Origin of the sequence: Acidocella sp. KAb 2-4 (assembly GCF_020567705.1) — a bacterium.
Classification (GTDB): domain Bacteria; phylum Pseudomonadota; class Alphaproteobacteria; order Acetobacterales; family Acetobacteraceae; genus Acidocella.
This window is the reverse complement of record NZ_JAJDJU010000048.1, coordinates 1-5,766: the sequence shown is the minus strand read 5'-3', so window position 1 is coordinate 5,766 and position 5,766 is coordinate 1. Positions and strand designations below refer to the sequence as shown.

At 53.5% G+C, this 5,766-nt stretch carries 2 tRNA genes and 3 rRNA genes; all 5 read left to right on the top strand.

The annotated features are described in order from the left end of the window. Nucleotides 1–283 precede the first annotated feature (283 nt). The 5 genes from LI953_RS14985 (at nucleotide 284) to rrf (ending at nucleotide 5,634) form a co-directional block, all read left to right on the top strand. Nucleotides 284–1,768, top strand: a 16S ribosomal RNA gene (locus LI953_RS14985). A 212-nt stretch (nucleotides 1,769–1,980) separates the two neighbouring features. Next, nucleotides 1,981–2,057: transfer RNA gene (locus LI953_RS14980), tRNA-Ile, on the top strand. 45 nt (nucleotides 2,058–2,102) lie between these two features. Then, nucleotides 2,103–2,178, top strand: a tRNA-Ala gene (locus tag LI953_RS14975). 493 nt (nucleotides 2,179–2,671) lie between these two features. After that, nucleotides 2,672–5,404: ribosomal RNA gene (locus LI953_RS14970) — 23S ribosomal RNA — on the top strand. A 115-nt stretch (nucleotides 5,405–5,519) separates the two neighbouring features. Next, nucleotides 5,520–5,634 (top strand): 5S ribosomal RNA (rrf, locus tag LI953_RS14965). Together the 16S, 23S and 5S rRNA genes with 2 tRNA genes alongside form the textbook arrangement of a ribosomal RNA operon. The last annotated feature ends 132 nt before the right edge of the window (nucleotides 5,635–5,766 follow it).

The following is a 5,766-nucleotide window of genomic DNA, read 5'->3' as shown; positions in this document are numbered from 1 at the left end:
GATCTTTTACAATTATATAGGCTGGGAAGGGATACGCTGGTGGCGTTTCCGGGCTGGATTTAGGTCTAGCTTGCTTGATCTCTGAGAGGGGATTGGGGGTATTTTGGGTTGGTGGGCGAATGCTTTGTTCACACCTGAGGATATTGGGAAGCGTTTTGGTGTATTTCTTTTGAAATTACGTACAGAACGCTTTGAATTTTGCGTGCACTGATGAGGTGTGCGTGAGCAACATGTGAGCGGGGTTTTCGTTTTGTTTGAAGTCAGTGATGACTGAGGACAGGATGAACTTGAGAGTTTGATCCTGGCTCAGAGCGAACGCTGGCGGCATGCTTAACACATGCAAGTCGCACGGTCAGCAATGGCAGTGGCGGACGGGTGAGTAACACGTAGGAATCTATCCTGGGGTGGGGGACAACAGCGGGAAACTGCTGCTAATACCGCATGATACCTGAGGGTCAAAGGCGCGAGTCGCCTTGGGAGGAGCCTGCGTCTGATTAGCTAGTTGGTGGGGTAAAGGCCTACCAAGGCGACGATCAGTAGCTGGTCTGAGAGGATGATCAGCCACATTGGGACTGAGACACGGCCCAAACTCCTACGGGAGGCAGCAGTGGGGAATATTGGACAATGGGGGAAACCCTGATCCAGCAATGCCGCGTGTGTGAAGAAGGTCTTCGGATTGTAAAGCACTTTTGGCAGGGACGATGATGACGGTACCTGCAGAATAAGCCCCGGCTAACTTCGTGCCAGCAGCCGCGGTAATACGAAGGGGGCTAGCGTTGCTCGGAATGACTGGGCGTAAAGGGCGCGTAGGCGGTTTGTACAGTCAGAAGTGAAATTCCTGGGCTCAACCTGGGGACTGCTTTTGATACGTGCAGACTTGAGTAAGGAAGAGGGTTGTGGAATTTCCAGTGTAGAGGTGAAATTCGTAGATATTGGAAAGAACACCGGTGGCGAAGGCGGCAACCTGGTCCTTTACTGACGCTGAGGCGCGAAAGCGTGGGGAGCAAACAGGATTAGATACCCTGGTAGTCCACGCTGTAAACGATGTGTGCTGGATGTTGGGGAACTTAGTTTCTCAGTGTCGTAGCTAACGCGATAAGCACACCGCCTGGGGAGTACGGCCGCAAGGTTGAAACTCAAAGGAATTGACGGGGGCCCGCACAAGCGGTGGAGCATGTGGTTTAATTCGAAGCAACGCGCAGAACCTTACCAGGATTTGACATGGGCAGGCCTGGCACAGAGATGTGTCTTTCCCGCAAGGGACCTGCCGCACAGGTGCTGCATGGCTGTCGTCAGCTCGTGTCGTGAGATGTTGGGTTAAGTCCCGCAACGAGCGCAACCCTCGCCTTTAGTTGCCATCATTTAGTTGGGCACTCTAAAGGAACTGCCGGTGACAAGCCGGAGGAAGGTGGGGATGACGTCAAGTCCTCATGGCCCTTATGTCCTGGGCTACACACGTGCTACAATGGTGGTGACAGTGGGAAGCTAGGTGGTGACACCGTGCTGATCTCTAAAAGCCATCTCAGTTCAGATTGTACTCTGCAACTCGAGTACATGAAGGTGGAATCGCTAGTAATCGCGGATCAGCATGCCGCGGTGAATACGTTCCCGGGCCTTGTACACACCGCCCGTCACACCATGGGATTTGGTTTGACCTTAAGCAGGTGCGCTAACCGCAAGGAGGCAGCCTACCACGGTCGGGTCAGAGACTGGGGTGAAGTCGTAACAAGGTAGCCGTAGGGGAACCTGCGGCTGGATCACCTCCTTTCAAGGATATTGCTCTGAGTATTCCTCTTGTCTTCGGACGGGTTGAATTTGGGGCATCCGAGAAAATAAAATCCTGTGATGGATATCGCAGGTACTATGCCGGCCAAAGCCGGATATCGAAGCGCCATCAACGTATCCCTTTCCTGTAACAGCGGTTGAAGATTTGTTCTTCACGACCGATGTGGACTTAAGAGTCTTAAGTTCATGACTTTTGGGCTAGTAGCTCAGTTGGTTAGAGCACACGCTTGATAAGCGTGGGGTCGGAGGTTCAAGTCCTCCCTGGCCCACCATTAGTTTGGTGTGGCGTCCTGGTTTGCTGGGCGCTCTGATTAGCTGGGGATGTAGCTCAATTGGTAGAGCACCTGCTTTGCAAGCAGGGGGTCGTCGGTTCGATTCCGTCCATCTCCACCAGTTTGGTGGGAAGGTTTTCGGGATTTTGGCGGGTGTGAGCCTGCTGGTGTTGTTACAGGAAAAATCGAGTTTCAGGTTGTTTTGTCTTGTTCCTGTGAAGGTCAAGGTGGGATGGTCTGGATGTTTGCTCCCAGCTGAATTGTTGAAGAGCAGATTTGTTCTTTGTCAGGGTGAATAGGTTTTGGTGCATCTGGATGCGCGTATCGGCGAAAGCCGGTCCGGGTCCTTGCGTTGGTTGTCTGACCTGTGGAGGGGGTTACCCTGAAGCAAGACGCGAGTGGCTTGAGTGTTCAGAAGCATGTGTGTGATCTCATCTGCCTGAGCAGTCAAACGCCTTTGGGTTTGGCTTTGGTCGTTGAAGGATTTTGATGGCGCTGTTCCTAGCGGTGCTGTTTTGGTCTGGAGGCTGGAGTTGGAAACCTGATGGATGGTTCCTGTTTATGGTGGGTAGCGCTTTTGAGTGTGTTCAATGCTCTTGAGTGTGGTGAGGATAATTGAACGACAAAAGGGCATTCGGTGGATGCCTTGGCACCAGGAGGCGATGAAGGACGTGGCACGCTGCGAAAAGCCATGGGGAGCCGCGAGCAGGCTTTGATCCATGGATATCCGAATGGGGAAACCCCCTCTTATGAGGATCTCTATCTGAATTCATAGGATAGAGAGGCAAACCCGGGGAACTGAAACATCTCAGTACCTGGAGGAAAAGACATCAATTGAGATTCCGCTAGTAGTGGCGAGCGAACGCGGAACAGGCCAGTGCCTCGATCAACGTTAGCAAAACGGTCTGGAAAGTCCGGCGAGATGGGTGATAGCCCCGTATGCGTAAGCAATGATTGAGGACTTGAGTAAGGCGGGACACGTGAAATCCTGTCTGAACATGGGGGGACCACCCTCCAAGCCTAAATACTCCCTGGTGACCGATAGTGTACTAGTACCGTGAGGGAAAGGTGAAAAGCACCCCGACAAGGGGAGTGAAAGAGACCTGAAACCGGATGCCTACAAGCAGTCGGAGCTGATTGTTCAGTGACGGCGTACCTTTTGTATAATGGGTCAGCGAGTTTCTGTTCGCGGCAAGCTTAAGCCGGTAGGCGTAGGCGCAGCGAAAGCGAGTCTGAATAGGGCATTCAGTCGCGGGCAGAAGACCCGAAACCAAGTGATCTAGCCATGGCCAGGCTGAAGGTGGGGTAACACCCACTGGAGGGCCGAACCCACGCCTGTTGAAAAAGTCGGGGATGAGCTGTGGCTAGGGGTGAAAGGCCAATCAAACTTGGAGATAGCTGGTTCTCCGCGAAATCTATTGAGGTAGATCGTCGTATGTATACCCTCGGGGGTAGAGCACTGGATGGGCTAGGGGGTCCCAAAGACTTACCAAACCTAACCAAACTCCGAATACCGAGGAGTTTTGTACGGCAGACAGACGGTGGGTGCTAAGGTCCATCGTCGAGAGGGAAACAGCCCAGACCACCAGCTAAGGTCCCCAAATTATGGCTAAGTGGGAAAGGATGTGGGAATTCCAAAACAACCAGGAGGTTGGCTTAGAAGCAGCCATCCTTTAAAGAAAGCGTAATAGCTCACTGGTCTAATAGAAATCCTGCGCCGAAAATGTAACGGGGCTCAAGCCATATACCGAAGCTGTGGGCGTGCTTTGCACGCGGTAGCGGAGCGTTCTGTAAGCCTGCGAAGCGGTACGGGTGACCGGCCGTGGAGGTATCAGAAGTGCGAATGCTGACATGAGTAGCGACAAACAGAGTGAGAAACTCTGTCGCCGAAAGTCCAAGGGTTCCTGCGCAAGGTTAATCCGCGCAGGGTTAGTCGGCCCCTAAGGCGAGGGCGAAAGCCGTAGTCGATGGGAATCAGGTGAATATTCCTGAACCTGCTAGAAGTGACGAATGCGATATGTTGTCAGGTCTTATTGGATTGATCTGGCTTTTGGAGCATTCCGGGAAATAGCTCTAGCATATAGACCGTACCCGAAACCGACACAGGTGGACTGGTAGAGTATACCAAGGCGCTTGAGAGAACTATGTTGAAGGAACTAGGCAAATTACTCGCGTAACTTCGGGATAAGCGAGACCCTGCAGTGGGCAACCATTGTAGGGTGGCACAAAAGAGGGGGTAGCGACTGTTTAGTAAAAACACAGGGCTGTGCGAAGTCGAGAGACGACGTATACGGTCTGACGCCTGCCCGGTGCCGGAAGGTTAAGAGGAGGTGTGCAAGCACTGAATTGAAGCCCCGGTAAACGGCGGCCGTAACTATAACGGTCCTAAGGTAGCGAAATTCCTTGTCGGGTAAGTTCCGACCTGCACGAATGGCGTAACGACTTCCCCACTGTCTCCAGCATAGGCTCAGCGAAATTGAATTCCCCGTGAAGATGCGGGGTACCCGCGGTCAGACGGAAAGACCCTATGAACCTTTACTGCAACTTTGCAGTGGCATTAGGAGAGTGCTGTGTAGGATAGGCGGGAGGCATTGAAGCCGGGGCGCTAGCTCTGGTGGAGCCAACCTTGAAATACCGCCCTGAACTCTTCTGATGTCTAACCGAGTCCCGTTATCCGGGATCGGGACCCTGCATGGTGGGCAGTTTGACTGGGGCGGTCGCCTCCCAAAAAGTAACGGAGGCGCGCGATGGTGGGCTCAAGCCGGTCGGACATCGGCTGTTGAGTGCAATGGCATAAGCCCGCCTGACTGCGAGAGTGACAACTCGAGCAGAGACGAAAGTCGGCCATAGTGATCCGGTGGTTCCACGTGGAAGGGCCATCGCTCAACGGATAAAAGGTACTCTAGGGATAACAGGCTGATCTCCCCCAAGAGTCCACATCGACGGGGAGGTTTGGCACCTCGATGTCGGCTCATCACATCCTGGGGCTGGAGCAGGTCCCAAGGGTTCGGCTGTTCGCCGATTAAAGTGGTACGTGAGCTGGGTTTAGAACGTCGTGAGACAGTTCGGTCCCTATCTGCCGTGGGTGTTGGAGGCTTGAGAGGATCTGTCCCTAGTACGAGAGGACCGGGATGGACGTACCTCTGGTGTACCGGTTGTCGCGCCAGCGGCACAGCCGGGTAGCTAAGTACGGAAAAGATAACCGCTGAAAGCATCTAAGCGGGAAACTTACCTCAAAACTAGGCCTCCCTGAGGGTCGTGATAGACCATCACGTTGATAGGCCGGGTGTGGAAGCGGGGTAACCCGCGCAGCTAACCGGTCCTAATAACCCGATAGAGTTCAAATATCCCTCACCAACCCCCATACACAGCAATCATCCATCGCTGTCATGGATCAAATCACACACATCAATCGCACCAAAACCAAACCACCCAGATCACAAGCTTTGATAGCCTGGACGACCTGGTGGCTCTGGCGGGGAGCCTACACCCGATCCCATCCCGAACTCGGCCGTGAAAATCCCCAGCGCCCATGGTACTGTGTCTTAAGGCACGGGAGAGTAGGTCGCCGCCAGGTCCTCCAGACTATCAAAACACTAAACAAAACCGCCCTAAAAACGCTCCAAGCGCCAGTAAGGGCGGTTTTGCTTCTGATACAAACGCGGGGTGGAGCAGCCCGGTAGCTCGTCAGGCTCATAACCTGAAGGTC